Source organism: Paraburkholderia sp. A1BS-2L (assembly GCF_051125205.1).
Taxonomy (GTDB): Bacteria; Pseudomonadota; Gammaproteobacteria; order Burkholderiales; family Burkholderiaceae; genus Paraburkholderia.
This window is the reverse complement of the sequence record NZ_CP120429.1, coordinates 890,427-915,347: the sequence shown is the minus strand read 5'-3', so window position 1 is coordinate 915,347 and position 24,921 is coordinate 890,427. Positions and strand designations below refer to the sequence as shown.

The 24,921-nt window shown below is 66.9% G+C and carries 19 protein-coding genes; 6 read left to right on the top strand and 13 right to left on the bottom strand.

Annotated features, from left to right (window positions below; translation table 11 throughout):
* Entirely contained in the window at nucleotides 1-1,764 is a 1,764-nt protein-coding gene (locus P5W98_RS18885) for an acyl-CoA dehydrogenase family protein (protein ID WP_421026533.1), read from the bottom strand.
* A gap of 150 nt (nucleotides 1,765-1,914) precedes the next feature.
* Here P5W98_RS18885 and P5W98_RS18880 point away from each other — a divergent pair, with 150 nt between their 5' ends.
* Nucleotides 1,915-2,802, top strand: coding sequence for a LysR family transcriptional regulator (locus tag P5W98_RS18880; RefSeq protein ID WP_421026534.1), 888 nt, complete (start codon nucleotides 1,915-1,917; stop codon nucleotides 2,800-2,802).
* A gap of 17 nt (nucleotides 2,803-2,819) precedes the next feature.
* Here P5W98_RS18880 and P5W98_RS18875 read toward each other — a convergent pair whose 3' ends face one another.
* From P5W98_RS18875 to P5W98_RS18865, 3 genes are all read right to left on the bottom strand, one after another.
* Nucleotides 2,820-4,709, bottom strand: a complete 1,890-nt coding sequence (locus tag P5W98_RS18875; RefSeq protein WP_421026535.1) for a putative bifunctional diguanylate cyclase/phosphodiesterase — start codon at nucleotides 4,707-4,709, stop codon at nucleotides 2,820-2,822.
* A gap of 138 nt (nucleotides 4,710-4,847) precedes the next feature.
* Nucleotides 4,848-7,358, bottom strand: coding sequence for an adenosylcobalamin-dependent ribonucleoside-diphosphate reductase (locus tag P5W98_RS18870; RefSeq protein WP_421026536.1), 2,511 nt, complete (start codon nucleotides 7,356-7,358; stop codon nucleotides 4,848-4,850).
* Nucleotides 7,359-7,645: 287 nt separating this feature from the next.
* The gene (locus P5W98_RS18865) at nucleotides 7,646-7,936 is read right to left on the bottom strand and encodes a DUF3331 domain-containing protein (protein ID WP_421026537.1); all 291 of its coding nucleotides are present in this window, start codon (nucleotides 7,934-7,936) and stop codon (nucleotides 7,646-7,648) included.
* A gap of 382 nt (nucleotides 7,937-8,318) precedes the next feature.
* Between P5W98_RS18865 and P5W98_RS18860 the strand changes: the two genes are divergently transcribed.
* Nucleotides 8,319-9,386, top strand: a complete 1,068-nt coding sequence (locus P5W98_RS18860; protein ID WP_421026538.1) for an AI-2E family transporter — start codon at nucleotides 8,319-8,321, stop codon at nucleotides 9,384-9,386.
* A gap of 49 nt (nucleotides 9,387-9,435) precedes the next feature.
* Here P5W98_RS18860 and P5W98_RS18855 read toward each other — a convergent pair whose 3' ends face one another.
* Nucleotides 9,436-10,194: an alpha/beta hydrolase gene (locus P5W98_RS18855; protein WP_421027063.1), complete on the bottom strand. Its 759-nt coding sequence runs from the start codon at nucleotides 10,192-10,194 to the stop codon at nucleotides 9,436-9,438.
* A 286-nt stretch (nucleotides 10,195-10,480) separates the two neighbouring features.
* On the bottom strand, nucleotides 10,481-11,581 hold the full coding sequence (locus P5W98_RS18850; RefSeq protein ID WP_421026539.1) for an OpgC domain-containing protein: 1,101 nt from the start codon (nucleotides 11,579-11,581) through the stop codon (nucleotides 10,481-10,483).
* A 658-nt stretch (nucleotides 11,582-12,239) separates the two neighbouring features.
* Here P5W98_RS18850 and P5W98_RS18845 point away from each other — a divergent pair.
* Nucleotides 12,240-13,157 (top strand): peptidoglycan DD-metalloendopeptidase family protein, encoded by a 918-nt coding sequence (locus P5W98_RS18845; protein ID WP_421026540.1) that lies wholly within the window; start codon nucleotides 12,240-12,242, stop codon nucleotides 13,155-13,157.
* Between the two features lie 173 nt (nucleotides 13,158-13,330).
* Here P5W98_RS18845 and prpF read toward each other — a convergent pair whose 3' ends face one another.
* The 5 genes from prpF to prpB form a co-directional block, all read right to left on the bottom strand.
* On the bottom strand, nucleotides 13,331-14,521 hold the full coding sequence (gene prpF / locus P5W98_RS18840) for a 2-methylaconitate cis-trans isomerase PrpF (RefSeq protein ID WP_421026541.1): 1,191 nt from the start codon (nucleotides 14,519-14,521) through the stop codon (nucleotides 13,331-13,333).
* A 24-nt stretch (nucleotides 14,522-14,545) separates the two neighbouring features.
* Entirely contained in the window at nucleotides 14,546-14,929 is a 384-nt protein-coding gene (locus P5W98_RS18835) for an endonuclease domain-containing protein (RefSeq protein ID WP_421026542.1), read from the bottom strand.
* A 61-nt stretch (nucleotides 14,930-14,990) separates the two neighbouring features.
* Nucleotides 14,991-17,585 carry a Fe/S-dependent 2-methylisocitrate dehydratase AcnD gene (acnD, locus tag P5W98_RS18830; RefSeq protein ID WP_421026543.1) on the bottom strand — a complete coding sequence of 865 codons (2,595 nt, stop codon included), beginning with the start codon at nucleotides 17,583-17,585 and terminating at the stop codon, nucleotides 14,991-14,993.
* 137 nt (nucleotides 17,586-17,722) lie between these two features.
* On the bottom strand, nucleotides 17,723-18,889 hold the full coding sequence (gene prpC, locus P5W98_RS18825; RefSeq protein WP_421026544.1) for a bifunctional 2-methylcitrate synthase/citrate synthase: 1,167 nt from the start codon (nucleotides 18,887-18,889) through the stop codon (nucleotides 17,723-17,725).
* Nucleotides 18,890-18,943: 54 nt separating this feature from the next.
* Nucleotides 18,944-19,834 (bottom strand): methylisocitrate lyase, encoded by an 891-nt coding sequence (gene prpB / locus P5W98_RS18820; RefSeq protein ID WP_421026545.1) that lies wholly within the window; start codon nucleotides 19,832-19,834, stop codon nucleotides 18,944-18,946.
* 197 nt (nucleotides 19,835-20,031) lie between these two features.
* Here prpB and prpR point away from each other — a divergent pair, with 197 nt between their 5' ends.
* The gene (gene prpR / locus P5W98_RS18815; RefSeq protein ID WP_421026546.1) at nucleotides 20,032-22,143 is read left to right on the top strand and encodes a propionate catabolism operon regulatory protein PrpR; all 2,112 of its coding nucleotides are present in this window, start codon (nucleotides 20,032-20,034) and stop codon (nucleotides 22,141-22,143) included.
* Between the two features lie 54 nt (nucleotides 22,144-22,197).
* Here prpR and P5W98_RS18810 read toward each other — a convergent pair whose 3' ends face one another.
* Entirely contained in the window at nucleotides 22,198-22,590 is a 393-nt protein-coding gene (locus P5W98_RS18810) for a hypothetical protein (RefSeq protein ID WP_421026547.1), read from the bottom strand.
* 234 nt (nucleotides 22,591-22,824) lie between these two features.
* Here P5W98_RS18810 and P5W98_RS18805 point away from each other — a divergent pair, with 234 nt between their 5' ends.
* Nucleotides 22,825-23,523, top strand: coding sequence for a DNA-3-methyladenine glycosylase (locus P5W98_RS18805; RefSeq protein ID WP_421026548.1), 699 nt, complete (start codon nucleotides 22,825-22,827; stop codon nucleotides 23,521-23,523).
* A 157-nt stretch (nucleotides 23,524-23,680) separates the two neighbouring features.
* Nucleotides 23,681-24,034 (top strand): DUF4148 domain-containing protein, encoded by a 354-nt coding sequence (locus P5W98_RS18800; protein WP_421026549.1) that lies wholly within the window; start codon nucleotides 23,681-23,683, stop codon nucleotides 24,032-24,034.
* 199 nt (nucleotides 24,035-24,233) lie between these two features.
* Here P5W98_RS18800 and P5W98_RS18795 read toward each other — a convergent pair whose 3' ends face one another.
* Complete coding sequence (locus tag P5W98_RS18795) at nucleotides 24,234-24,677, bottom strand: CBS domain-containing protein (RefSeq protein WP_421026550.1); 444 nt, start codon at nucleotides 24,675-24,677, stop codon at nucleotides 24,234-24,236.
* Nucleotides 24,678-24,921: the final 244 nt, after the last annotated feature.

The following is a 24,921-nucleotide window of genomic DNA, read 5'->3' as shown; positions in this document are numbered from 1 at the left end:
TCACTGTGCGGGCAGCAACTGCATCGCATCGGCGAGCGGTAGCGGGAGTTCGTCGACGAGCGCGCGCAGTTGCGCGGCGCTGGCGTCGCGTTCGTCGAGCGCGAGCGGGTCGCGCGGCAGCAGCTTGTGGCGCACGATCAGGTGCGCGAGCGCGAGACGCCGGTAGTCATGCGCGCAGCGCGAAGAAACCTGCGCGGCTTCGCAAGCCATGAAGGCGGCCGTGGCGGCATGATAGAGCGCGCTCGCGGCCTGGCGCACCGATTCGTCGCGGCCGCACTCGGCCACGCTCTCGAGCGCCGTGCCCGCGCGTTCGAAGGCGGCGCGCAGGAGCGCCGCGCTCGCTTCCGGCAGACCGCTTTCCGCAAGCTGTGCGCGCACGTAGCGCGCGAGCGCATCGAGCGCGCCTTCGCGTTTGGCCGCGCGCGCCACGTCGAGCGCGACGATGTTGCTCGTGCCTTCCCAGATCGAACCCAGATGCGCGTCGCGCACGAGGCGCGGGTCGCTCCATTCCTCGATATAGCCCACGCCGCCGCGCACTTCCATGGCGTCGCCGGTCACGCGGCGCGCGTCGCGGCACGCGCGGAACTTGACGAGCGGCGTGAGGATGCGCACGCACTTCGCGGCGAGCTCGTCGCCATGGTCGGCGCGCGCGAGCAGCGTGGCGATCTGCATGAACATCGTGCGGGCCTGCTCGGCGGGCAGCATCATCTTGAGCAGCTGGCGCTGCATCAGCGGCATCTCGATCAGCTTGCGGCCGAACGCTTCGCGATGGCGCGCCACGTGCAGCGCCTCGGTGAGCGCGCGGCGCATGAGGCCCGCCGCGCGCACGCCGTTCGACAGGCGGGACATGTTGATCATGTCCGCCATCTGATGAAAGCCGCGGCCCACTTCGCCGATCAGATACGCCTGCGCGCCTTCGAGCACGATCTCGCCGCTCGCCATCGAGCGGCTGCCGAGCTTGTCCTTCAGGCGCACGATGCGATAGCGGTTGCGCGTGCCGTCGGGCAGCGTCTTCGGCAGCAGAAACAGCGCGAGGCCCTTGATGCCCGCAGGCGCATCGTCGGGGCGCGCGAGCACCATCGCGAGATCGGCGTCGGCGTTCGAGCAGAACCACTTGTCGCCGTGCAGGTGCCAGATGTCTGCGCCACTCGCGCCGCGCTCCTTCGTGGCGCGCGTGGCGATGCGCGCGACGTCCGAGCCCGCGGCCTGCTCGGTCATGAACATCGCGCCCTGATAGAGCGTGTCGAAGTCCTGCGAAGCGAGCATCGGCAGATAGCGCGCGATGAGCTCGGGCGAGCCGAAACGGCGCAGCGTGCGCGTGAGCGAGTCGGTCATGCTCACCGGGCAGCACAGGCCGAACTCGGCCTGCACGAACAAATAGGTGAGCGCGTATTTGACGAGCGGCGCGGGCGGGTTCTCGCGATGGCTCATTGCCGCGAGGCCCAGCTCGGCGTACGCGACGCGTTCGAGCGCGACGTAATCGGGGTGCTTCTCGATGCTCTGGATGGGCTCGCCGCGGCGCGTGCGCGGCTTCAGCGTGGGCGGATTGCGGTCGGCGACGAGCGCCAGCGCATCGAGTTCGTCGGAGGCGCGCTGGCCGAGCGCGACGAGCTGGGGCTCGATGGCCGCGTAGGCCGCATCGCCGAGATAGCTGCGCAGCAGCGGGGCCAGAGCGGGGTCGCTCGTGAAGAAGTTGATGCCGCGGCTGTCGGGAATATTGGTCGAGCCGTCGGCCTGCGCGGCGACGGCGGGAAGATCGCTCATCAGGGTGTCTCCAGGGGTTTGTTCGGATCGGCGCGCGCACTGCGCCGTAATGGAAAGCAAGCTTAGGCAGCGCAACGATAACCGTCCAATACAAACGATGTCCTGTACGATAAGCAGCATCTATCGATAAAGGCACCCGGAGACACCGAAATGGAACTCAAGCAATTGCGCTATTTCGTGGCCGTGGCCGAGGAGCTGCATTTCGGCCGCGCGGCGCGGCGGCTCTTCATCTCGCAGCCCGCGCTGAGCTTCGATATCCGCAAGTTCGAAGAGCAGCTGGGCGTGCAACTGCTGGAGCGCACCAACAAGGCCGTCGCGCTCACGAACGCGGGCTACGTGCTGCTCGAAGAGGCGCGGCGGCTGCTCGAACAGGCCGACGAAGTGCGGCGCATCGCGGCGCGCTCGGCGCATGGGCTCGCGGGGCGGCTGCGCATCGGCTTCGTCAACTCGATGCTGTATCGCGGGCTGCCCGAAGCGGTCCGGCGCTTCGAAGCGGATCACCCCGCCGTGGAGGTTGTGATGCGCGAGATGAACACCATCGAGCAGGTCCATGCGCTGCAGCGTTTGCAGATCGATCTGGGCTTCGCGCACTGGGGGCGCTTTCCCGCTGAGGTGCAATCCGAGCCGCTGTTTTCCGAGCCATTTCTGTGCTGTCTGCCGGCGGGGCACCGGTTCGCGCGGCGCAGGCGCATCGAACTCGCCATGCTCGCGCGCGAGCCGTTCATTCTGTTTCCGCGCTCGGTGTCGCCGCATTATCACGATCAGATCATCGCGACTTGCGTGGATGCGGGCTTCAGTCCGCAGATCCGTCACGAGGCGCGCCTGTGGCAGACCGTGGTAACGATGGTGGAGTTCGGCATGGGCATCGCGCTCGTGCCCGCGGCGCTCGGCAACATGGGCGGCGAGCGCGCGGTGTTTCGGCCATTGGCAAGCAATCCTTATGAGTCGCAGGTGCTCCGGCTGGTGCGCACGGGCGAGACCGACGCCATCGTGCAAGGTTTCGCGGGGTATCTGGCAGTGCAGGAGCCGGGCAGCTAGCCCGTGATGGGGGGGCCTTACGCGCTCACCTGATCGTCGCGCGTCGCGTGCGACGGCGGCGGCAGCGGGCCGCCATCGGCGAGCAGCTGGGTGATGCGCTTCGCGTCGAGCGGCTTGCTGAAACGGTAGCCTTGCGCTTCCACGCAGCCGAGCGCCAGCAGGAACTCCTGCTGCGCGAGCGTCTCGACGCCTTCCGCAATCACCGATAGTTCGAGCGCCTTCGCCAGCGTGACGATCGCTTTCACGATCGCAGCAGTGTCGTTTTCATCGATCCTGTGCACGAACGCCCGGTCGATCTTGATGCGATCGACCGGCAGCGCGCGCAACTGGCTCAGGCTCGAGTAGCCCATGCCGAAATCGTCGATCGCCACGCTGATGCCGACGCGGCGCAACTCATGAAGGCGGCGCACGACAATCTCGGGCTGCTGGATCAGCGCGGTCTCGGTGACCTCGAGTTCGAGCCCGGCTGGATCGATGCCCGTGTCGCGCAAGCTGGCCTGAAACGTTTCGACGATATTCGCGCGCTGCAGCTGCAGCGGCGACAGATTGATCGAGATGCGCCCCGGCGCAATGCCCATGCGCCGCCAGACGGCGGATTGGCGGCATGCCTCGTGCAGCACCCATTCGCCGAGTCTGGCTACGAATCCCGACTTTTCCGCAATCGGCACGAAGTCCGCCGGGGCGATTTCGCCGTAAATCTCGTCGTACCACCGCACGAGCGCTTCCACGCCCACTACGCGGCCGCTGCGCATGTCCACCTGCGGCTGGTAATGGAGCCGCAGCGCGCCGGCTTCGATCGCCTTTCTGAGGCGCGCCGAAAGAATCAGCTTCGCATCGGCGTCCGCGCGCATGTCGGGCCGATAGCGTTCCCAGCAATTGCGGCCGCGTTTCTTGGCCGCGTACATCGCCATGTCGGCGCAGGGGATCAGCGTCTGGGCATCGCCCGCATCGGTCGGAAACACGCTGACGCCCACGCTCGCACTCACCACGAGTTCATGCCCGTCGACGAGCACGGGCTGGGCCATCGCCGCGAGCACGGCATCGGGCAGATCGAAGCGCGCCGCGTCGCCCCGCGCGCCGGGCGCCACGATGATGAACTCGTCGCCGCCGTAGCGGCCGACGATGTCGCCAGGCCGGGCGCACGCGCGCAGACGCGCGGCAACCTCCACGAGCAGTTGGTCGCCGACGCTGTGCCCGAGCGCATCGTTGACGGTCTTGAAGGCATCGAGATCGACGAACACCACATGAACCGCAGCGCCGTCGCGGCCCTGGGCGGCGAGCAGCGTCTGCAGTCTTGCGCTGATCGCCGCGCGATTCAGGAGCCCGGTCAGGCTGTCGCATTCGCTCAGCTCGCGCATGCGGCGCGAGCGATCGAGCAGCTTGACCGAGACGTCATGCGTCGTTTTGGCGAAGAGGAGCGGATAAATGAAGATGATGGGCAGCCAGGCCGGCGCGATCTGCCCATTGAAGGGATCAAGGGCGATGCCAAAAATCGCCACGCCGGCTGCAAGCCCCGCCGCGCTGGCGAGCGTCCCGGCGGCGAACAGCGTCCACCCGCCGATCGCCATATTGTCGAGCGAGAACATCAACAGGGTGACGATCGTCGCAACCGGCTCGAAATGCACGGCGGCGACGAGCCAGCCGCCGAACACCGAATCGATGAGCATGTTCCGTCGCTCTTTGCGCGGTGCATCGGCGATAACGGGGCCCACGAGCCGGTGAGCGAAATGCGGCCAGAGCAGGCAGACGGCCAGCACCACGGCAAGGACCCAGGCGGGCGCCTGCTGCAGGCGCAGCAGGAACAGGACGGGTAGCGTGCCCATTGCGTAGCCCAGGGTCCTGAGCACGTAAATGCGCTGCACAAGGCCAATAGTCCAGGCGTTATCGCCCTGGGCGGACGTGAGCACGCGGTCTCCTGAATGGGTTCATATGATTTAACGAAAGAGTAGACCAGATCGGGTGATCGCGCGCAGGTGATCAAAAACGGGGGAGCATCAATGCCCAAATCTCCCCCCAACCTACCCAACCTCCGCCCGAATTCCGGCCTAACCGCAACTGCCGATTTCCCCGCACGCGGTGCAGAAGTCGCAGCCATCGCGCCGGATGACCGCGTTCGCGCCGCACGAACCGCATTTGCGGCCGAGCATCGCGTGCGGCGCGGCGAGCGCCGCATCGGCGGGCAGCGCATTGGGGCCGTCCAGCACCTGGTCGCCCGCGCGGGCTGCGGCATCGGCTTCGTCGATGGCCGCCGATGCCAATGAGGCGTTCGAGAACGCCGCCGCTTCGGCGCGCCGCTGGGCGAGCAGCCGCGACGGCACCTGGCGCCCCTCGGCATCCAGAAAGCCGCGCCGGTGCAGGATTTGCTGGATCGCATAGGCGATCGCCGCGACCTCGGAGTCGTGCCACCGAGGCGTGCGCGTGCCGTCGAGCCGCTGTGTCTGCCCGTAGCGCACCTGGCCGCGGTCCCACGACACCTTGCGCAAGTCCTGCAGATTGCGCGCGACGAAGCCGCCGCGCGCCGCGAGCGAGAGCGAACGCATCGTCGCCGTGATCCATTGCTGCGACTCGTCGCGCTGGCCGACGGGGATGAAGAATTCGATGGGCCGCTCGATCGTCACGGATTCGCCGCCCACCTGGCCCGTCACTTCGAGGAACGAAACGGCCACGTAGAGCGAGACCTTGCCGGTCTGCGTGAGGTATTCGATTTTCTCGATCACGGCGGGCAGCTCGCCCTTGGGCCGATGGTCGATCGCCACGCGCAGCGGGTCGAGCAGGGCGTCGCCCTGGGCGTCGTCGAGCGCGTTGCCGGCGGCGGGCAGCGTTTGCAGCACCGCGCCGAGCGTCTCGTTGGGCCGATAGGTGGCGAGGCCTTTGAGGCCGCGCCGCCAGGCGTCGAGATAGAGGTCTTCGAACGCGTCGAACGGGTAGTCGGCGGGCACGTTCACGGTCTTCGAGATCGACGTGTCCACGAACGGCTGCACGGCCGCCATCATCGCCACGTGTTCCTGCGCGCTCATCTGCAGCGCGCTCACGAAATAGTCGGGCAAGGTGTCGACGTCGCCGCCGAGCTCGCGATAGACGCGCCACGCGTGGTCCTCGACCATGAAGGTTTCGTTGCTGCCGTCGGCCATGCGGCGGGTGCGCTGGTAGGTCCACGAGAACGCGGGCTCGATGCCGTTCGAGACGTTGTCGGAGAACGCGAGGCTCACCGTGCCGGTGGGCGCGATCGAGAGCAGATGGCTGTTGCGGATGCCGTGCGCGCGGATCTCGGCCTGCAGGCCCCCAGGCAGGCGCGAGGCGAAGGTGCCGGGCGCGAGATAGGTGGCGGCATCGAACAGCGGGAACGCCCCGCGCTCGCGCGCGAGCGCCACCGACGCGCGGTAGGCCGCGTCGCGCATGGTGCGGCCCACGCGCGCGCCGAACGCGCAGCCGGCCTCCGAGTTGTAGCGGATGCCGAGCATCACGAGCGTGTCGCCGAGGCCGGTGAAGCCCACGCCGATGCGCCGTTTGGCTGCGGCTTCAGCCTGCTGCTCGGGCAGCGGCCAGAGCGTGACGTCGAGCACATTGTCGAGAAAGCGCACTTGGGTGGCGGTGCGCGCGGCGAGCTCGTCCCAGTCGAAGGCGGGCTGGCCGCCGCGCAGTTGCGCGAACGGCTCGCGCACGAAGCGCGTGAGGTCGAGCGGGCCGAGATTGCAGCAGCCGTAGGCGGGCAGGGGCTGCTCGCCGCACGGATTGGTCGCGCGGATGCTTTCGAGCGCACGCAGATTGTTGTCCTCGTTCATGCGCGAGATGAACACCACGCCGGGCTCGGCCATGTCGTAGGTCGAGCGCATGATGGTGTCCCACAGCGCGCGGGCGCGCTTTTCGGCGTAGACCCACAGGCCGTCTTCGCGCTGCTTGAGATCGCCCGCTGCGCGCAGCGCGGGCGAGGGTTCGGCGCGATGCACGAGCGGCCAGATCTCGTCGTTTTCGACGGCGCGCATGAACGCGTCCGTGACCGCCACCGAGACATTGAAGTTGTTCCAGCGGCCCTTCGAATGCTTGGCCTCGATGAACTCGGGCAGGTCGGGGTGATCGCAGTCGAGCACGGCCATCTGCGCGCCGCGCCGCGAGCCCGCGCTCTCCACGGTGCGGCACGAGGCGTCGAACACGTCGATGTAGCTGCACGGCCCGGAAGCGCTCGATCCCGTCGATTTGACGTGCGCGCCGCGCGGGCGGATCGCCGAAAAGTTGTAGCCGACGCCGCCGCCGCGCCGCATGGTTTCGGCGGCTTGCAAGAGCGCCACGTAGATGCCGGGGCGGCCTTCGTCGTCGGTGCCCTGGATGCTGTCGCCCACTGGCTGCACGAAGCAATTGATCAGCGTGGCCTCGATGCCGGCGCCCGCCGCGCTCATGATGCGGCCCGCGCCCAGCGCGCCGTGGCGCAGGTTGTCGACGAAGCGCGCCTCCACTTCGGTACGCAGCGCGGGCGGCTCGGCCTGTGCGACGCCGTGGGCGACGCGGCGGTAGATGTCGTCGGCGCTCTGCTCGTCGCCCTTTGCGTACTTTTCGAGCATCACGTCGAGCGAGAAGGGCTGGACAGGCGGCTTTGAAGCGGGCTTTGGAGCGGGCGTTGAGGCCGACTTGGAGGCGGACTTTGAAACGGACCTTGAAGCGAGCGGAAGCGGGGGCGTGTTTTCTGCCATGGCGGGGCCTCTCGGAGCGCCGCGCCACACGTGGGCGAAAACAAACGATGCGATGGGCGCGCGGCGGTTGCTGGACGGGGCGTCCGCTGCGCATGCTGTGCGCAACCGGCGCCATCTTGTGCAACCTTACCGCAGTGGCGGCCGGGTGTCGCCGGCGCTTACCGCTCTTCGATCAGGTCGCCGAATACTTCTGCCGCGATCATCACCGAAGCATTGAGCGGGGCCGGTCGTTCGGCGGGCTTGAACACGGCGTCGCCGCGGCGGATCTTGCGGCGCGTGACGGCGCAGGTTCCCGAGGTGTGCGCCGAGCGGCGGCGCCAGCGCTGCTCGCCATAGTGGCAGCGGCCGGGTTCGACCCAGCGGATCACGAGCGCGGAATCCGTTTGTTCGAGGATTTCGATGCGTTCACCGTGGATTCCGTCAAGCGCGAGGCACGCGTTCTTTGTCATTGTCGGCTCCGTAAGTGGGTGTGCCCGGACTGTATTCCTGCGCGCTGTCGAGAGCCATTGTGCCCGCGTAGAAACACCGTTGCGGTTACCGAAACAATCCCCCTGCGACACATTGCGAATGACGAAGGAATGCGGGTTTGCGGGCGATCAAGGTTTGACCTGCCGAATTTGTGCAACGCAGTGTTGTACCAGGCGCGACATGACTGTGGCCTGGAGGAGGGAGTGTTCAAACGCTGGAAGGTGGCGCCCATCTGGTCAAACGCGGCCTGTCGCCGCACCGGGGCGTTCGCGTTTTCAGCGTGCCGCGCTTATGCTGGCGGCTCGCGGCGGGAAACATTTGCTGCACCGCACGCGCCGTCTTGCTGAATTTTTATGAGGTTACATGATTCAACGCCCACCCGCTCCGAACTCCGCAAACGAGCAAAAACTCCAGCGCTTCGCGTCCGCGGCGCTGTTCGCCGTGCTCGTCCTGCTCGCGCTGTGGGTCGTGCGCGAATTTTTGCCCGCCGTGGCCTGGGCGAGCGTGGTCGCGATCGCGCTGTGGCCGGCCTATCAAGCCATCGAGCGGCACCGCTGGTTCAAGTGCCGCACGACCTGGATCGCCACGGTGCTCACGGTGGCCATCGCGCTGCTCGTCGTGCTGCCGATCACGGTCACGGCGATCCAGGCGGGGGGCGAGGCCCACGAGCTCTATCTGTGGCTGCGCGCGGCCCAGGAGAACGGTGTGCCGGTGCCCGACTCCGTCGCGCGGCTGCCGATCGGTAGCCATACGGTGAGGGCCTGGTGGCAGGCGAATCTTGCGCAGCCGCTCAAGGATTCGTCCGCGATGAAGAGCCTGCATGGCGACACCCTCGTCTCGTTCGGCCGGCATTTCGGTGCGCGCGCCTTGCATGCGTCGATGACCTTCGGCTTCATGCTCGTCACGCTGTTCGTGATCTTTCAGGCGGGGCCGAGGCTCTCCGGCACCGTGATGCGCGGCGCGCGGCGCGCGTTCGGCGCGGACGGCGCGCAACTGCTTCAGCGCATGGCTTCGGCCGTGCGCTCGACCGTGACGGGACTCGTGGTCGTCGGGCTGGGCGAGGGCGTGCTGCTCGGCTTTGCCTACGTGCTCACCGGCGTGCCGCACGCGGCGCTGCTCGGCACCGTGACCGCCATTGCGGCAATGGTGCCGTTCTGCGCGCCCGTGGTGTTCTGCGGCGCGGCGCTGTGGCTGCTGGTGCAGGGCTCGGTCATCGGCGCCATCGTGCTCGCGGTGTGCGGCTGCGTGGTCGTGTTCGTCGCCGAGCACTTCGTGCGGCCCGTGCTGATCGGCAATTCGACGCGCCTGCCCTTTCTGCTCGTACTGTTCGGCATTCTCGGCGGCGCAACCACGTTCGGGCTGATCGGCATTTTCATCGGCCCGGCGCTCATGACGGTGCTGATGGTGCTGTGGGTGAACTGGGCCGAGTGACGCGGTTGCTTTTGCCCTCGGCTTCTTGAGGCTCGCGCTCAGCGCACGCTCAGTGCACGCAGGCGAGCGCGTACTTGAGCGCGGCGGGCAGCAACTGGCGCCAGACGGGCCAGACGTGGCCGCCATCGACGATGCGCAGCGCAGCCGGATTGCCGGCCTCGCGCAAGCGCGTGTAGAGCAGCGACGACTCGGCCTGGATCACGAGGTCGTCGTCGCCCGAGGCGATGAAGATGGGGATGCGCCAGGGCCGCCCGAAATAGCCGCTCCAGAGCGCGGGATAGTTGAGCGCGTGCCAGACTTGCGAGTCGAACTGATGCTCGCCGAAGACCCCCACGCGCCGCGCCGACGATGAGCGCGGCGGCTCGCCCGAGTAGATCGCCGGCGAGAGCAGCAGCGTGCCGCAGAACATTTCCGGGTGTTCGAGCGTGTAGCGCAGCGCGCCGAATCCGCCCATCGAGACGCCGCCGATTGCCCTGCCGTCGCGCTGGTTCTCGACGGCGAAGTGCGATTCGATCTCCGGAATCAGATCGGCGAAAAAGGCCGTCTCCATCTTTTCCTTGCGGTCGACATACCAGTCGGTGCCGCCTTGCGGCATCACGATCACGACTGGTGGAATCTCGTGGCGCGCAATTAGCTTGTCGGCGGTGTTTTGCAGGTCGCCTTGGGTGACCCAGTCCATCGCGTCGCCGTTGTTGCCGTGCAGCAGGTAGAGCACCGGATAGCGTGCGGCGTCGGTGCGATAGCCGGTGGGCAGATAGACCGCGTAAGGCCAGTCGCGCCCGAGCGCCGTCGCGTGGAAGCTGTGCATGGCGACCGTGCCGGCCGTGGCGCGCCCGGCGAACGGGACGAGCGCCGCGAAGGTCGCGAAGGCCATGAGGATCACGAGCGCCGCGCGGAGCAGCGCCACGCGCGCCGCGGCGAAAGACGGTGCGAAAGACTGTGCGAAAGACGGTGCAAAGTCCGCGGTGCGGGGAGGTCTGCGCATGGCAGGCGTGGCCGATGAGGAAGGCGCGTCAGCGGCGCGCGGGCCCATCATGCTAGCAGCGGCCCGTGCGCGCCGGAAGCGCGGCGGCGCTTTTCAGGCCGACCCTTCTTCAGGCCGACACCCTCGCGCGCGAGGGCAGCAGGCGCTTGAGCGGATCGGATGCGCGCGCAACCAGCAGCAGCGAGGTCAATGCGATGGCGTCGGCGGCGAGGCCGAGCGGCACGTTCAGATAGCCGTCGGTGTACCAGTAGAGGACCGAGTCCACCGTCAGCGAGATGACCGCGCCGGCCACGAACGACAGCATCCCCTTGCGGCCTACGAGTCCCACCCACGGCAGCGCGGCGGCGAGCTTCTTCGCCCAGCCGAGCCGGATCATGTGCGCGGTGAGCCACGCGATGCCGAAGAAGTTGACGGCGCGAAACCACGCGAGATTGCGCTTGTAGTCGCTGTCGAGCGTGGTGTCGCCCAGATGCAGGCGGTAGATGGCGGCGGCCACGACAACGGCGAGCGCGAGCGCGGTGACGAAAGCACCGAGCCTGCGCTGCGCGGTGACGCTCTGGAACACCGGCTGCGCCTGGGCAATCACGCCGGCCAAGAACATCAATTGCCAGCCGAACGGATTGAAGTCCCAGCTCATGTCGGCCACGTGCGGCAGCCACGGCGTGAGATACGGGCCGATGGCCCACAGCGCGAAGCTGATGGCGGCCAGCAGCCACGGGCGCGTGCGCGCGAGCGGCAGGGCCAGCGGCGCGGCCAGCGCGAAGCACGCGTACATCGGCAGCACGCCCGCGAGATACGGCTGGCGGCGCAGCAGCACGATATCGCGCAGTGCGGCGGCGGGGGCGAGCGTGAGATCGTCGAGATCGGTGGTGGCGAGGTTCGGCGCGTCGACGTTGCAGGCGACCATGATCGCGGTCACGAGCAGCATGAGCAGCGCGGTGACCACGAAGGCGCGGTAGATCTCGAACGCGCGCTTGATGAAGCGCTGGCGCGCGGCGGCCTCGGTGCGGCGCGCGCAAAGCGCGGCCCACGCGGTGGCCGTGGCGAAGCCGCCCAGGAACACGAACACTTCGGCGGCATCGCACAGCGCGTAAGCATGCAGCGTGACGCGCGAGAGGATGCTGCCGCCGATGTGATCGATGACGATGATCAGCAGGACAAGGCCACGAAAGAAGTCGAGCTCGACGAGACGTTTGGGTGACTGTGACATGGATCGGGCGTCAGCCGGCTGTGGCGCGCCATGTGGGGCCAGGTCGGCCGGGGAGGGCGCGCACGGCCGACCTGGCGCATGCAAAAAGGTCGCTGCAGTGGCGGGCCGCCTCCCGCACGAAGCCGGAGGGGCGCGAAAAGTCAAAAGCCCCCGCGAATGCACAACGGAGGCCCCAAGAATGACCTGAATTGACGCGTCAAGGTTCCCATGCTTCGGGTTATCCGCTTGACGGGGGCAATACTACATGAGTTTCAAACGGCTTTCAGGAGACTCGGCTACTTAAGTTCTGGTTCAGCCTGCCGATATGTCGGATGAGCGCTCGATCTGACTCTATTTCAGTGCGCGCGGGACGAGAACATTCTTCGTATTTTTAAGATTTGTATCAGAGTGTTGTTGCCTACCGGATATATGTGAAATGCGTTTTACAATGCCAGACGGTTTTTAAGATGGATTCGGAGCTGCTGTCATGGAATTTGCGCGACGGTAGCGGATTTTGTCATGTAAAGCCCGCAATTTGAACGCGGATGGGGCCGGGCCGGCGCATGCGACTGGCCGGAGAGCGGAAGGGAGCGCGTTTCGACGCTGCAGACCTGCTCGGGCGCCCGAGTGGCGTTCCGTTGCGATGAGCGGCTTTGCATGGGACAGGAGAGCAACAACCATGTTCGACGATCGTTCCGGGCAAGGCGCCAACGGTCTGGCGCGCCGTCTCTGGCAATGTCTCGCAGGCTTCGGTCTCGCGGCATTGCTGGGCGCTTGCGCAAACGTTGACCAGCAACCGGCGCAGCCGCAGCCGCAGCCCGATCAGTCGGCTGCCGCGAGCGCCGCATCGGATGCGGCCGCCACCGCCGCGAAAGCGTCGGCGAGCCAGCTGCAAGCAGCCGCGCCTGTCACGCGCGTGGTCACCAAGACCACGTGGATACGTGTGCGCCGCGGCGACTCGCTGCTCGGGATCGCGGCGAGCCACAAGGTTGCGGTCAAGGACATCGCGGCATGGAACGGCATCAAGCCCACCAGCCACGTGCGGATCGGCCAGTCGCTCAAGCTGGTCTCTAAGCAGACGATCACGGTGCAAGCCGCGGCGCCCGCGCAATCCGGCGGCGCAGCAAGCAAGGGAAGCAGCGCGGCAGCAGATTCGGCGGCAAGCTCGACGACGAGCGCCGAGGACAGCCGCCAGGTCGCGGCCGAAGTCAAGCGCCATGCCCGCAGCGTGGCGCTGGTGTGGCCCGCTAAGGGCAAGGTGGTGGAGCCGTTCGAGCCGGGCACGACGCGCGGCATCGAGATCGCAGGCAAGGCCGGCGACCCGGTGATCGCCGCCGCCGACGGCAAGGTCATGTATGCGGGCACGGGCCTGAACGAATACGGCAGCCTGATCATCGTCCAGCACAACAAGGACTTCCTGACGGCTTATTCGCACAACCGGCGCCTGCTCGTGAGGACGGGAGACATGGTCCACCAGGGCCAGCAGATCGCGGAGATGGGCAGCGAGAACAACGACCGCGTGGCGGTGATGTTCGAGGTGCGCCGCGACGGCAAGCCGGTCGACCCGATACCGTATCTGCCCGCTCCGCAGAGCTGAGCGCGCCGTTTCGGAGCGCGGCGCAAGGGCGTCGCGTCCGATTGCCGGACAGCTTCGCTTGCTCGATCAGATAGAGCCAACACATTGCCATAAAGCAAAAAACGTCCTGACGCATCGCCGCGTCAGGACGTTTTTTCAATCAGCGCAAACCGCGCGCTGCTGAAAACCGCGTCTCAAAACGCATCTCCCGGCACCCGCACCGACCCTTCCATCAGCACGCGCGCGCTGCGGCTCATGATGGCTTTCTTGACCACCCACTCGCCGTTTTCCTCGTGCGCCTCGGCGCCCACGCGCAGCGTGCCCGACGGATGGCCGAAGCGCACCGCTTTGCGCTCGCCGCCGCCCGCCGCGAGATTCACGAGCGTGCCCGGAATGGCCGCCGCCGTGCCGATCGCCACCGCCGCCGTGCCCATCATGGCGTGATGGAGCTTGCCCATCGACATCGCGCGCACCAGCAGATCGACGTCGCCGGCTTCCACGCGCTTGCCGCTCGAAGCCGCATAGCCCTGCGGCTTCGCCACGAAGGCAATCTTCGGGGTGTGCTGGCGCGTGGCGATCTCGTCGAGGTCCTTGATGAGGCCCATGCGCAGCGCGCCGTGCGCGCGGATGGTCTCGAACTTCCTCAGCGCTTCGGCGTCGCCGTTGATGGCGTCCTGCAGTTCCGTGCCCGTATAGCCGATGGCTTCGGCGATCACGAAGATCGTCGGAATGCCGGCGTTGATCATGGTGGCCTTGAGCGTGCCGACGCCCGGCACTTCGAGGTCGTCCACGAGTTGGCCGGTGGGGAACATCGCGCCGCTCGCGCCTTCTTCTTCGGCGGCGGGGTCGAGGAACTCGAGCTGCACTTCGGCGGCGGGGAAGGTCACGCCGTCGAGCTCGAAGTCGCCGGTTTCCTGCACCTCGCCGTCCGTGATGGGTACATGCGCGACGATGGTCTTGCCGATATTGGCCTGCCAGATGCGCACGGTGGCGGTGCCATTGGCGGGAATGCGGCTCGGGTCGACAAGCCCGCCGCTGATCGCGAACGGACCGACCGCGGCCGAGAGATTGCCGCAGTTGCCGCTCCAGTCGACGAAGGCGCGGTCGATGGCGACCTGGCCGAACAGATAGTCGACGTCATGGTCGGGCCGGCTGCTTTTGGCGACGATCACGGTCTTGCTGGTGCTGGAGGTGGCGCCGCCCATGCCGTCGATCTGCTTGCCGTAGGGGTCGGGGCTGCCGATCACGCGCATGAGCAGCTTGTCGCGCGCCTCGCCGGGTTGCTGCGCGGCTTCGGGCAGATCCTGGAGGCGGAAAAACACGCCTTTACTGGTGCCGCCGCGAATGTAGGTGGCGGGAATGCGGATCTGGGGTTTATGTCCCATGGAAAAAATCCTGTATCGATGAAGTTACGCGATCTCCCCTCTCCCTTGAGGGAGAGGGGCCGGGGGAGAGGGGGAAGTGTTCTTGCCGAGCGCGCCAAGAATTGCCTCCAGCACCGCTTCGGTGTTCAGCAATATCTCGTCGTTCCAGAAACGCAGCACCGTAAAGCTTTGGCGCTTCAACCACGCGTCACGCACCGCATCGTTGGCGTTGTCGTTGTGCTGGCCGCCATCGGCTTCGACGATCAAGCGCGCACCGAAATGCACGAAGTCCACGATATACGGACCGATGGGTTGCTGGCGGCGGAATTTCTGACCGTGCAGGCGATGCGCGCGGAGGTGGCGCCAGTGCAGCCGTTCCGCGTCGGTCATGGTTTGGCGCAGGGCTCTGGCTCGTTGGGTCTGATTCATCGCGTTTCCCTTTCCCCTCTCCCCAGCCCCTCTCCCCCAGGGGGAGAGGGGCTATCGCCGGTTACGCCGCCTGGGAGGACTCCAGGAAGTCTTGTGCGAAGCGCTGCAGTACGCCGCCCGCTTCGTAGATCGAGACTTCCTCCGCCGTGTCCAGGCGGCACGTGACCGGCACTTCCACGCGCTCGCCGTTCTTGCGCTGGATCACGAGCGTGAGGTCGGCGCGCGGCGTGCGCTCGCCAATCACGTCATACGTCTCCGTGCCGTCGATGCCCAGCGTCGTGCGGTTCGTGCCCGCCTTGAACTCCAGCGGCAGGACGCCCATGCCGATCAGGTTCGTGCGGTGAATGCGCTCGAAGCCCTCCGCAACGATCACTTCCACGCCCGCAAGACGCACGCCCTTGGCCGCCCAGTCGCGCGACGAGCCCTGGCCGTAGTCCGCACCCGCCACGATGATGAGCGGCTGTTTGCGTTCCATGTAGGTCTCGATGGCTTCCCACATGCGCGTGACCTTGCCTTCCGGCTCGATGCGCGCGAGCGAGCCCTTCTTCACGGCGCCGTCCACCACGGCCATCTCGTTGATGAGCGTGGGGTTCGCAAAGGTTGCGCGCTGCGCCGTGAGGTGGTCGCCGCGGTGCGTAGCGTACGAGTTGAAGTCCTCTTCGGGCAGGCCCATTTTCGCGAGGTATTCGCCCGCTGCGCTGTTCGCCAGGATCGCGTTCGAGGGCGAGAGGTGGTCGGTCGTGATGTTGTCGCCAAGCACGGCGAGCGGGCGCAGGCCCTTCAACGTGCGCTCGCCCGCAAGCGCGCCTTCCCAGTACGGCGGACGGCGGATGTACGTGCTTTGCGCGCGCCAGTCGTAGAGCGGGTCGGTGGTCTCGCCGCTGGCGGCCGTGACCGCGAACATCGGTTCGTACACCTTGCGGAACTGCTCGGGCTTCACACTTTGCGCGACGATGGCGTCGATTTCCTCGTCGCTCGGCCAGATGTCCTTCAGGTACACCGGCTTGCCGTTCTGGTCCGTGCCCAGCGAATCCTGCTCGATGTCGAAGCGGATCGTGCCGGCAATCGCATACGCGACCACGAGCGGCGGCGAGGCAAGGAACGCCTGCTTCGCATACGGATGGATGCGGCCGTCGAAGTTGCGGTTGCCCGAGAGCACGGCGGTTGCGTACAGGTCGCGGTCGATGATCTCCTGCTGGATCTTCGGATCGAGCGCGCCCGACATGCCGTTACACGTCGTGCACGCGAACGCCACGATGCCGAAGCCCAGCTTTTCGAGTTCGGGCAGCAGCTTCGCGTCTTCCAGATACAGCTCGACCGCCTTCGATCCCGGCGCGAGCGAACTCTTCACCCACGGCTTGCGCGTGAGGCCGCGCGCGTTCGCGTTGCGCGCGAGCAGCGCGGCGGCGATCACGTTGCGCGGGTTGCTGGTGTTCGTGCAGCTCGTGATGGCGGCGATGATCACCGCGCCGTCGGGCATCTGCCCCGGCGTTTCTTCCCACTTGCCCGCGATGCCGCGCTCGGCCAGTGCCGAGGTGGGCAGGCGCTTGTGCGGGTTCGACGGGCCGGCCATGTTGCGCACCACGCTCGACAGATCGAACGTCAGCGTGCGCTCGTACTGCGCATTGGCGAGCGTGTCGGCCCACAGGCCGCCGGTCTTGGCATACGTTTCGACCAGCTTGATCTGCTCTTCCTCGCGGCCCGTGAGGCGCAGATAGTCGAGCGTCTGGTCGTCGATGAAGAACATCGCGGCCGTGGCGCCGTACTCGGGCGCCATGTTCGAGATGGTCGCGCGGTCGCCGAGCGTGAGGCTCGACGCGCCGGCGCCACGGAACTCCAGATATGCGCCCACGACTTTTTCCTTGCGCAGGAACTCGGTGAGGGCGAGCACGATGTCGGTGGCGGTGATGCCGGGCTGGCGCTTGCCCGTGAGCTCCACGCCGACGATGTCGGGCAGGCGCATCCACGAGGCGCGGCCGAGCATGACGTTCTCGGCTTCCAGGCCGCCCACGCCGATGGCGATCACGCCGAGCGCGTCCACGTGCGGCGTGTGGCTGTCCGTGCCCACGCAGGTGTCGGGGAACGCCACGCCGTCGCGCGCCTGGATCACCGGCGACATCTTCTCCAGATTGATCTGGTGCATGATGCCGTTGCCCGGCGGAATCACGTCGACGTTCTTGAACGCTTTCTTCGTCCAGTTGATGAAGTCGAAGCGGTCCTCGTTACGGCGGTCTTCGATCGCGCGGTTCTTCTTGAACGCGTCCGGGTCGAAGCCGCCGCATTCGACGGCGAGCGAGTGGTCGACGATCAGCTGCACCGGCACGACCGGGTTCACCTTGGCGGGGTCGCCGCCCTGGTCGGCGATGGCGTCGCGCAGGCCGGCGAGATCGACGAGCGCGGTCTGGCCGAGGATGTCGTGGCACACGACGCGCGCGGGGAACCACGGAAAGTCGAGGTCGCGCTTGCGCTCGATGAGCTGCTTGAGCGAGTCGGTGAGCGTGGCCGGGTCGCAGCGGCGCACGAGGTTTTCGGCGAGCACGCGCGAGGTGTAGGGCAACGTGCTCCATGCGCCGGGCTGGATGGCCTCGACGGCTTCGCGCGCGTCGAAGTAATCGAGCCGGGTGCCGGGTAGGGGCTTGCGGTAGGCGGTATTCACGGCTGTGGGGACCAATGGTGTAGTGGGGTTGCGGCGGGCACGCGCGCCGTAAGCGATGTGCTCACTCTACGCGCACGTGCCGCCGTCTTCCAGCCTGCCAAACGGCATAGTCCGTCCGGCAGGCTGGCGTGCCTCGATCAGCGCTTGCCGATCGGCGTGAACTTCAGATTCTCCGGACCCGTGTAATTGGCGCTCGGGCGGATGATCTTGTTGTCGATGCGCTGCTCGATGATGTGCGCGCTCCAGCCGGCCGTGCGCGAGATCACGAACAGCGGCGTGAACATCGCCGTCGGCACGCCCATCATGTGGTACGAAACCGCGCTGAACCAGTCGAGGTTCGGGAACATCTTCTTGATTTCCCACATCGTCGATTCGAGGCGCTCGGCGATGTCGAACAGCTTCAGGTTCGACTGCTCCTTCGAGAGCTTCTTCGCGACTTCCTTGATCACCTTGTTGCGCGGGTCCGAGATCGTGTAGACCGGGTGGCCGAAGCCGATCACGACTTCCTTCGCTTCCACGCGGCGGCGGATGTCGGCTTCCGCCTGATCCGGCGTGTCGTAGCGCGACTGGATCTCGAACGCGACTTCATTGGCGCCGCCATGCTTCGGGCCGCGCAGCGCGCCGATCGCGCCGGTGATGGCCGAGTACATGTCCGAGCCCGTGCCGGCGATCACGCGGCCCGTGAAGGTCGAGGCGTTGAACTCGTGCTCCGCGTACAGGTTCAGCGAGACATGCATCGCGTCGACCCACGACTTCGACGGCTCGCGGCCGTGCAGCAGGTGCAGGAAGTGGCCGCCGATCGAGTCGTCGTCGGTTTCCACTTCGATGCGCTTGCCGTTGTGCGAGTAGTGATACCAGTACAGCAGCATCGAGCCGAGCGAGGCCATCAGGCGGTCGGCGATGTCGCGCGCGCCGGGCAGGTTGTGGTCGTCCTTCTCCGGCAGCACGGTGCCGAGCATCGAGACGCCCGTGCGCATCACGTCCATCGGGTGCGCCGAAGCCGGCACCCATTCGAGCGCCGCCTTCACGTTCGCGGGCAGGCCGCGCAGCGCCTTGAGCTTGGTCTTGTAGGCAGCGAGCTCGGCGGTGTTCGGCAGCTTGCCGTGCACGAGCAGGTATGCGACTTCTTCGAATTCGCACGCGGTGGCGAGATCGAGAATGTCGTAGCCGCGGTAGTGCAGGTCGTTGCCGGTGCGGCCCACGGTGCACAGCGCGGTGTTGCCCGCGGTCACGCCGGACAGCGCGACGGACTTCTTCGGCTTGAAGGCGCCTGCGGCTTGCGTGGTGTTGTCGGTTTCGCTCATGGTGTCGTCCTTCCTCTCTCTAATCTGGGCAGATAGTTGAATGCTTGTGCGGCGTTACTTCTTCGCGGCGAAGAGCGCGTCGAGCTTGTCCTCATACGCGTGATAGCCGAGGTACTTGTAAAGGTCCTCGCGCGTTTGCATCGTCGAAACGGCGGCCTTTTGCGTGCCGTCGCGCTTGACCGTCTCATAGAAGTTCAGCGCCGCCGCGTTCATTGCGCGGTACGCGCCGCAGCAGTAGAGCGCGATGTCCACGTTGGCGCTCTTCAGTTCTTCGGTCGTGAAGAACGGCGTCGAGCCGAATTCGGTCAAGTTCGCGAGAATCGGCACCTTCACGGCCGCGCGGAAACGGCGGTAGTCGTCGAGCGTCTTCATGGCTTCGGGGAAGATCATGTCGGCGCCCGCTTCCACGTAGGCGACCGCGCGCTCGATGGCGGCGTCGATGCCTTCCGCGGCTGCTGCATCGGTGCGGGCCATGATCACGAAGCCATCGTCGGTGCGCGCGTCCACGGCGGCCTTCACGCGGTCCACCATTTCGTCGGTCGAGACGACTTCCTTGCCCGGGCGATGGCCGCAGCGCTTCTGGCCCACCTGGTCTTCGAGGTGCACGGCGGCGACGCCCGCCTTGATGAACGACTTGATCGTGCGCGCGATGTTGAAGGCGCCGCCCCAGCCGGTGTCGATGTCGACCATCAGCGGGATGTCGACGGCGTCGGTGATGCGGCGCGCGTCGATCAGGACGTCGTCCATCGTGCTGATGCCGAGATCCGGCACGCCGAGCGAGTTGGCGGCCACGCCGCCGCCCGAGAGGTACACCGCCTTGAAGCCGGTCTGCTCGGCGAGCTTGGCGGCATAGGCGGTGATGGCGCCCACGACCTGCAGCGGTTGTTCGGTGGCTACGGCCGCGCGGAATTTCGCGCCGGCGCTTGCGGGGGATTTGCTGTTCATGTGTGCGAGTCTCCAAAGGAACGGGGCTCATACTGCAGATACCGTGCCAGCTCTGACCAACGCCGCTAATGCGTTGATTTTTCGCCTGATCGCGCCGAGGCCGCCTTGCGCCCCAATTTCCTGCATGAAATTGTGATTTCAAATTTGAAATCATCGCGCGATAATGAAATTTCGAGCCGATGATGAACCGCCGCCCCATGAATCGCTTTCCCACTGCTTCCGAATTTCGCCCGCGCGTCTGGGCGATGGGCATCAGCCGTCTGCGCGACCTGTTCCGCGACATCGCCGGCGAATACGAGGGGCTGGCCGACCTGCGCGTGGTCCCGCGCGGCTTCGAGGAAGCCGCGGCCGAAATCGCGGCGGCCGCGCCCCATCAGCGGCCCGACGTGGTCGTGGCGGCGGGCTCGAACGGCACCTGGCTGAAGGCGCGCATCGACTTGCCCGTGGTGCTCGTGCAGCCCACCGGCTTCGACGTGATGCAGGCGCTCGCGCGCGCGCGCCGCGAGGCCGACCTCGTCGCGCTCGTGACTTATGGCGAGACGCCAGCCGAAGTACGGCGCTTCGCGAGCGCCTACGGCCTCGATGTGGTGTTCGCGTCCTACCGCACCGTGCAGGACGCCGAGGCTTGCGTGCTGGACCTGCGCGACCGGGGCGTGGGCGCGGTGGTGGGGCCGGGTCATGTGAACGACCTTGCGGCGCGGCTCGGGCTCGTGCCGTTTTTCGTCTACTCGCGCTCCTCGGTGCGGCTCGCCTTCGACAACGCGCTCGAAGTCGTGCAGGCCACGTGGCGCGAAACGCAGCGGCGTCAGCGCCTCGACAGCGTGCTCCAGCATCTGCGCGACGGCGTGGTGGCGCTCGACGCGAACGGGCGCGTGGAGGCGATCAACCAGCGCCTTGCCGCCGTGCTCGGCGTCGACCCGGCGGCGGCGGCGGGCCGCTCGCTCGAAGAGCTCGCACCCGACATCGCCTTCACGCTGCCCGACGCCGACGGCGAATCGCTCGAAACCGTGCGCGGCGTGAGCTATGTCGTGCATCGCGGGCCGCTCGTCGACAATGGCGTGGCCTCGGGCGCGGTGCTCACGTTCCAGGAATCGCGCGCGGTGGAGCGGCTCGACCGCACCTTGCGTTCGCGCCAGCGCACCCAGCAATTCGTGGCGCGCTACCGGCTCGGCGACCTGAGCGGCGCGACGCCGGGCATCGCGCGCGTGCGCGAGCTCGCGCAGCGCTACTCGCGCTCGGACGCTACCGTGCTGATCCGCGGCGAAAGCGGCACCGGCAAGGAGATGGTGGCGCAAGGCATCCACCGCGAGAGTGCGCGGCGCGATTTCCCGTTCGTGGCGATCAACTGCGGCGCGTTTCCCGAAGCGCTGCTGGAGAGCGAGTTGTTCGGCTACGAGGAAGGCGCGTTCACGGGCGCGCGGCGCGGCGGCAAGGTCGGGCTGATCGAGGCCGCGCATCGCGGCACGCTCTTTCTCGACGAAATCGGCGAGATGCCGCTGCCGCTGCAAAGCCGTCTGCTGCGGGTGCTGCAGGAGCGCGAGGTGGTGCGCCTCGGCGCAACCGAACCCACGCGCGTGGACGTGCGCGTGGTGGCGGCCACGCACCGCGGGCTCACCGAGCAGATCGACTCGGGCGAATTCCGCGCGGATCTGTTCTATCGGCTGAATATTCTGAATCTGGCGATTCCGCCGCTGCGCGAGCGCGGCGCGGACATCGTGCCGCTCGCCGCCGAGTTGCTGCAGCAGTCGGCGCGCCGCGAGCCGCGCGTGGCGCTGCGCATCCGCAACCAGGACGACGCGGCGCGCGCGCTCGCGCCCGTCGGCGACGCGCTTGCGCGTCATGCGTGGCCAGGCAACGTGCGCGAATTGCAGAACGTGGTGGAGCGGATGGTGGTGGAGCTGGCCGATTCTGACGTGGACGTGCTCACGCCCGAGGTGCTGCGCTCGATCGCGCCCGAGGTGTTCGAGCTGCGCGGCGGCGCAGCGCGAGGAATGTCCATGCCGGGCGCAGCGGCGTTGCACGATGCACGGGCCGTGCAGGATGCGACGGCCGCTCCGGTCGATATGCCAGCCGGTCCGGCCGGTCAGCCGCTCACCTTGCGCGAGCGCAGCCTGCACGTGGAAGCCGACGAGATTCGCGCAGCGCTCGAAGCGCATGGCGGCGACCGCGACCGCGTGTGCGCGCAGCTTGGCATCAGCAAGACGACGCTCTGGCGGCGCCTGAACGCCGCGAAGGCCAAACCGGGCGCGAATCACGCAGGCGGAGGAAATGGAGAGGGTGTGCGGCGCAAAGCGGCGCGCGAGTCCTGACGTGGGAGGGCGTGCGAGGGCGTGCGAGGACGCGCCGCCGCCCTCGTCGCGCGCTCAGTTCTTGATGCCGTTGAGCAGCTTCGCAACCCCGCCGTGCAGGTGCAGCACCTCGGGGCTCTTTTGCAGGAGCGCCTGATAGCGCTCGAAAAACTCCACCGACTCCTCGCCTGCGAAGAGCCCAGCCACGCCTTCGGCGGCGCCCACGCGGTCTTCAGACTTGGCGTCCTTGGCGTCGAGCGTTTCGTCGACGTTCGCAATCACCGTCGAGAGCGGCATCAGCCAGCGGAACTCCGGCCCGTTGATCAACACTTGCAGGAAGGCCGCCGGCGGCGTCGGCCCGAACTCGCGTTCATATACGGCGCGCTCGTGGTCGAGGATCGCCTTGTGCAGCGTGAGGAGCGGCTTGCGGATCTCGGAGAGGAACTGGATTGCGCGGGCTTCGTCCATCGTGGCGGCTCCTGGAGTGGGTTCGACATCGCGCGGCGCGCAAGGCGCGCGCCCATGGCGACGATGGTAGCGCAATAGGGCAGCGCGCGTGACACCGATGCGGTGTGATCGAAGCCAGGCGGGTGGGCGCGCCCGGGAGCGCGGCGCTACACTCGGCCGGTTCCCGCACGGCCGCGATCGCGCCCCTGGATCGATCGACGGCAATCGGCCATTCCCGCATCGGAGGCGCAGGCCATGTCGACCGTAGCCAGCAAATTCACCCGCAACGCCAGCACGCCATCCGGCGACGCGCATGTCGCGCTGCCCATCGTGCCGCTGCGCCGCGAGGACCTGCCCATCGACACGGTCGAGCTTGCGCGCTTCATGGTCGGCAAGTATCTCGTTCGCGACTCCGACGAGGGGCGCATCGCGGGCCGCCTCGTCGAAGTGGAAGCCTACCCGCTCGGCGATTCAACGAGCCACGCCTTCATTGGGCGGCGCGCCTGGAACGCGTCGATGTTCCTTGCGCGCGGGCATGCGTATATCCGGCTCACTTACGGCAGCGCCTACATGCTCAACATGTCGAGCGAAGCCGAGGAGGTGGGCGCGGGCGTGCTGTTTCGCGCCGTGGAGCCGCTCGAAGGACTGGCGGCGATGACGCACCGCCGCCGCGGCGCGCCGCTGCGCGACCTCGCGCGCGGACCCGGGCGGCTTACGCAGGCTTATGGCGTCGGCCAGTCGTTCGACGGCTTCGATCTTTGCAGCGGGCAAGGGCTGTGGATTGGGCGGCTGGACGCGACGATGCAAAACGGAGCGGAGCAAGCGCTGGAGAGCGCCACGGGCGTGACGACTCGCATCGGCTTGTCGCGCGAGACCCATCGGCTACTGCGTTTTTACGAGGTGGGCAACCCGTTTGTCAGCGGTCCGCGCAAGCTGCTGGGGGAGGGCGTTTGAAGCCGATTCATTGCATATTGCATTGTTGCCAGGTACGGAATTGTATTTTAGAGAAATAGGTATTTGCCCTTATCTCTTGTCTTAATAAACTTGAAATCGTTGGCTCGCGGCAAGGCGCTGCCGGCCGGCGCAGAACAAGCTATGGAGGTAAGTGATCATGAAGACCCGTACTCTGATTCAAGCCGCGGTTGTCGCCGCCCTCGTTGCCGCTCCGGCGCTGTCGTTCGCGCAGGATTCGAGCAGCGCCCCCAAGTCCCGCGCCGAAGTGCGCCAGGAACTGATCCAGATCGAGCAGGCCGGCTATAACCCGGCGACGGCTAACGACTCGATGTATCCGCAAGACATCCAGGCCGCCGAAGCGCGCGTGTCGCAACAACAGGGCATGGCCCAGGCGCAATTGCCGGTAGCCGACACCGGCTACGGCGGCGCGCCGATGGGCACGATGCAGTCGGGCCAGCCCGCGCCGCGCGTGGCGCCGTCGCCGGCCCAGTCGACCTATTTCGGTAACTGATTCAGGCGCTCAGACGCCGCGCGCAGGCCGGCCAGACGGGTGGCGCCCGCCTGGCCGGCTCGCTTGCCGGTTTGCAAGCGAGCGCCCGATTTTTCATGCGTGTAACCTCCGCCGCCGCAAGGCGGCTTCGCCCAACCCGCTCGGGATTGGGCGTTTTTTGCTGGCTGCCGCATGCGGGTATTTCGACGGGAGCGGGCCGTCACGTGCCCGCGCCGCCCGTGATGTAGTGCTCCAGTTGCGAGATTGTGAACTGCTGCTCGGCGATGATTTCCTTCACGAGGTCGCCGATCGACACCATGCCCACGAGCTTGCCCTCGGCCATGACAGGAAGGTGGCGCATGCGCCGCTCGGTCATGAGCGCCATGCAGTCGTAGGTGGTCTGGTCGAGCTGAACGAAGCGCACGTGCGGACTCATGATGTCGCGCACAGGGGTCGTTTTGGACGAGCGGTCCATCAGCACGATCTTGCGCGCATAGTCGCGCTCGGTCACGATGCCGACGATCGCGTCGCCGTCGGTGACCACCAGTGCGCCGATCTGCTTTTCGGCCATCAGGCGGATGGCGTTGAACACGGAATCGCTGGCGGCAATCGTATGGACCACCTGTTCCGGCTTGGATTTGAGTACTTGGGCAACGCTCGTCATAGGGCGACTCCTGTTCGTCCTTCGTGTGGTTCGGACATTGCGTGGTGTGGCGCGAGCGGGGTATGCGCTGCCCGCGACCGTTCAGTGAGCCATGATGCAGTAAGCCATGAAAGCCATACCAGTATAGGCCGATGGGCTGGCGCGCGGCACCAGGATATGCGTCCGATTATGGGGCCGATGACACACAGCGAGGGGGCGGGCGGGGCGGATCGGGACAAATGGCGGTACACTCCGGTTCCAAACT

Bases quoted from the DNA above. Each gene is read 5' to 3' on its own strand.
- prpR (WP_421026546.1), top strand. From the start codon at position 20,032: ATGAATCGCTTTCCCACTGCTTCCGAATTTCGCCCGCGCGTCTGGGCG.
- P5W98_RS18850 (WP_421026539.1), bottom strand. From the start codon at position 11,581: ATGTCACAGTCACCCAAACGTCTCGTCGAGCTCGACTTCTTTCGTGGC.
- P5W98_RS18845 (WP_421026540.1), top strand. From the start codon at position 12,240: ATGTTCGACGATCGTTCCGGGCAAGGCGCCAACGGTCTGGCGCGCCGT.
- P5W98_RS18800 (WP_421026549.1), top strand. From the start codon at position 23,681: ATGAAGACCCGTACTCTGATTCAAGCCGCGGTTGTCGCCGCCCTCGTT.
- P5W98_RS18795 (WP_421026550.1), bottom strand. From the start codon at position 24,677: ATGACGAGCGTTGCCCAAGTACTCAAATCCAAGCCGGAACAGGTGGTC.
- P5W98_RS18885 (WP_421026533.1), bottom strand. From the start codon at position 1,764: ATGAGCGATCTTCCCGCCGTCGCCGCGCAGGCCGACGGCTCGACCAAT.
- P5W98_RS18835 (WP_421026542.1), bottom strand. From the start codon at position 14,929: ATGAATCAGACCCAACGAGCCAGAGCCCTGCGCCAAACCATGACCGAC.
- prpC (WP_421026544.1), bottom strand. From the start codon at position 18,889: ATGAGCGAAACCGACAACACCACGCAAGCCGCAGGCGCCTTCAAGCCG.
- P5W98_RS18805 (WP_421026548.1), top strand. From the start codon at position 22,825: ATGTCGACCGTAGCCAGCAAATTCACCCGCAACGCCAGCACGCCATCC.
- P5W98_RS18810 (WP_421026547.1), bottom strand. From the start codon at position 22,590: ATGGACGAAGCCCGCGCAATCCAGTTCCTCTCCGAGATCCGCAAGCCG.
- P5W98_RS18870 (WP_421026536.1), bottom strand. From the start codon at position 7,358: ATGCTCGAAAAGTACGCAAAGGGCGACGAGCAGAGCGCCGACGACATC.
- P5W98_RS18865 (WP_421026537.1), bottom strand. From the start codon at position 7,936: ATGACAAAGAACGCGTGCCTCGCGCTTGACGGAATCCACGGTGAACGC.
- prpF (WP_421026541.1), bottom strand. From the start codon at position 14,521: ATGGGACATAAACCCCAGATCCGCATTCCCGCCACCTACATTCGCGGC.
- P5W98_RS18855 (WP_421027063.1), bottom strand. From the start codon at position 10,194: ATGCACAGCTTCCACGCGACGGCGCTCGGGCGCGACTGGCCTTACGCG.
- P5W98_RS18860 (WP_421026538.1), top strand. From the start codon at position 8,319: ATGATTCAACGCCCACCCGCTCCGAACTCCGCAAACGAGCAAAAACTC.
- prpB (WP_421026545.1), bottom strand. From the start codon at position 19,834: ATGAACAGCAAATCCCCCGCAAGCGCCGGCGCGAAATTCCGCGCGGCC.
- P5W98_RS18880 (WP_421026534.1), top strand. From the start codon at position 1,915: ATGGAACTCAAGCAATTGCGCTATTTCGTGGCCGTGGCCGAGGAGCTG.